Origin of the sequence: Azotobacter beijerinckii (genome assembly GCF_900110885.1) — a bacterium.
GTDB lineage: Bacteria > Pseudomonadota > Gammaproteobacteria > Pseudomonadales > Pseudomonadaceae > Azotobacter > Azotobacter beijerinckii.
Genome location: NZ_FOFJ01000159.1, coordinates 1 through 1571, shown reverse-complemented (window position 1 = coordinate 1571; position 1571 = coordinate 1). Strand labels below are relative to the sequence as shown.

General features: G+C 59.9%; 1 protein-coding gene. It reads left to right on the top strand.

What is annotated here, in order from left to right:
• Positions 1-240: 240 nt before the first annotated feature.
• A partial coding sequence (gene cptA / locus BMY22_RS23325) for a phosphoethanolamine transferase CptA (RefSeq protein ID WP_090625710.1) occupies positions 241-1571 on the top strand: 1331 nt, incomplete at its 3' end.

Below are 1571 nucleotides of genomic sequence, written 5' to 3'. Positions count from 1 at the left end.
TACGAGGCGCTGCTGCCGTGGAACTGCACTCCGACGGCGCCACTGTAAAAGACCGGCTCGGCCGTTAACAGACGGGGTTCATGGATCACTTACCAACATACCGCCAGCAGAAGCCATTCATTATCAGCAACTTCCGAGTCTACCGTCCGGCGTGACTGACACGAATTTCACCGGGCCTGTGGCATAGTTTGAGCCAGATCGGAGCAATTCCGGCATCGGCACGTAGTAATTGAGGAACTCATGGCAACGACGAAATCTGCACCCGCCGGGCGCATTGGGATCGACTGGGCCGGGCTCGGCTGGATGTTTCTGTTTTTCTGGTACTTCTCCGGGGTTACCCAGACGCTGATTGCGCTTTCGGGAGTCGCCGGACTTCAGGGCTTGCGCCAGGCCTCAATGGCCAGCGCCCTGTGGCTGATACCGCTGCTGCTGTTTCCCGCGCGGACGAGGTTGCTCGCCGGGGTGATCGGCACAATTCTATGGTTGTGCTCTCTGTCCGGCTTCGGCTATTTCCTGGTGTATGGCCAAGAGTTCTCCCAGAGCGTCATCTTCATCATGTTCGAGTCGAACGTGAGCGAGGCGACCGAATATCTGGGGCATTACTTTTCTTGGTCGATCGTGTTCGCCGCTGTTGCCTACGGACTGGGCGGTTGGCTGCTGTGGCGCAAGGTGCGCCCGGTCTATCTGCCACGCCAGATGACACTCGTTGCCTGCCTGCTGCTGCTCGGCCTGTCGATGGGCTACGAGGCGGTGCGCCAGTACATCAAGCGTGATGACCTGCAGAGGGCTGTGGACGAGTTCGAGGAGAATATCGAAGTGGCCTCGCCCTGGCAGCTGGCGGTCGGCTATCACCAGTACCGTCGGCAGCTGGGGAACATGGAGAACCTGCTGGCCAGCCAAGAGCAGATTCCGCCGCTGAAGAACCTGGTCGATGCCCATGCCGGGCAGCCTTCGACCCTGGTGCTGGTCATCGGCGAGTCGACCAACCGCCAGCGTCTGAGTCTCTACGGCTATTCGCGGCCGACCACGCCCAATCTCGACAAGCTGCGCGGCGAGTTGCAGGTGTTCGACAACGTGGTGACCCCACGTCCCTACACCATCGAGGCGTTGCAGCAGGTGCTGACGTTTGCCGACCAAGAGCACCCGAATCTCTACCTGAGCACGCCCTCGTTGGTCAGCGTGATGAAGCAGGCCGGCTACAAGACCTACTGGATTACCAACCAGCAGACCATGACCAAGCGCAACACCATGCTTACCACCTTCTCCAAGCAGGCGGACGAGCAGTTCTACCTGAACAATAACCGCGATCAGAACACCACCAGCCAGTATGATGGCGACGTGCTTGACCCTTTTGCCAAGGTGCTGGCCGACGACGCGCCGCGCAAGTTCGTGGTGGTGCATCTGCTGGGCACCCACATGCGTTACCACTACCGCTATCCGGATGAGTTCGATCACTTCACCGACCGCAGCGGCGTACCGGCCAGCGTCACCGACGACCAGTTGCCGACCTACAACAGCTACGACAATGCCGTGCTGTACAACGACTACGTGGTGTCCTCGCTGATCGAGCG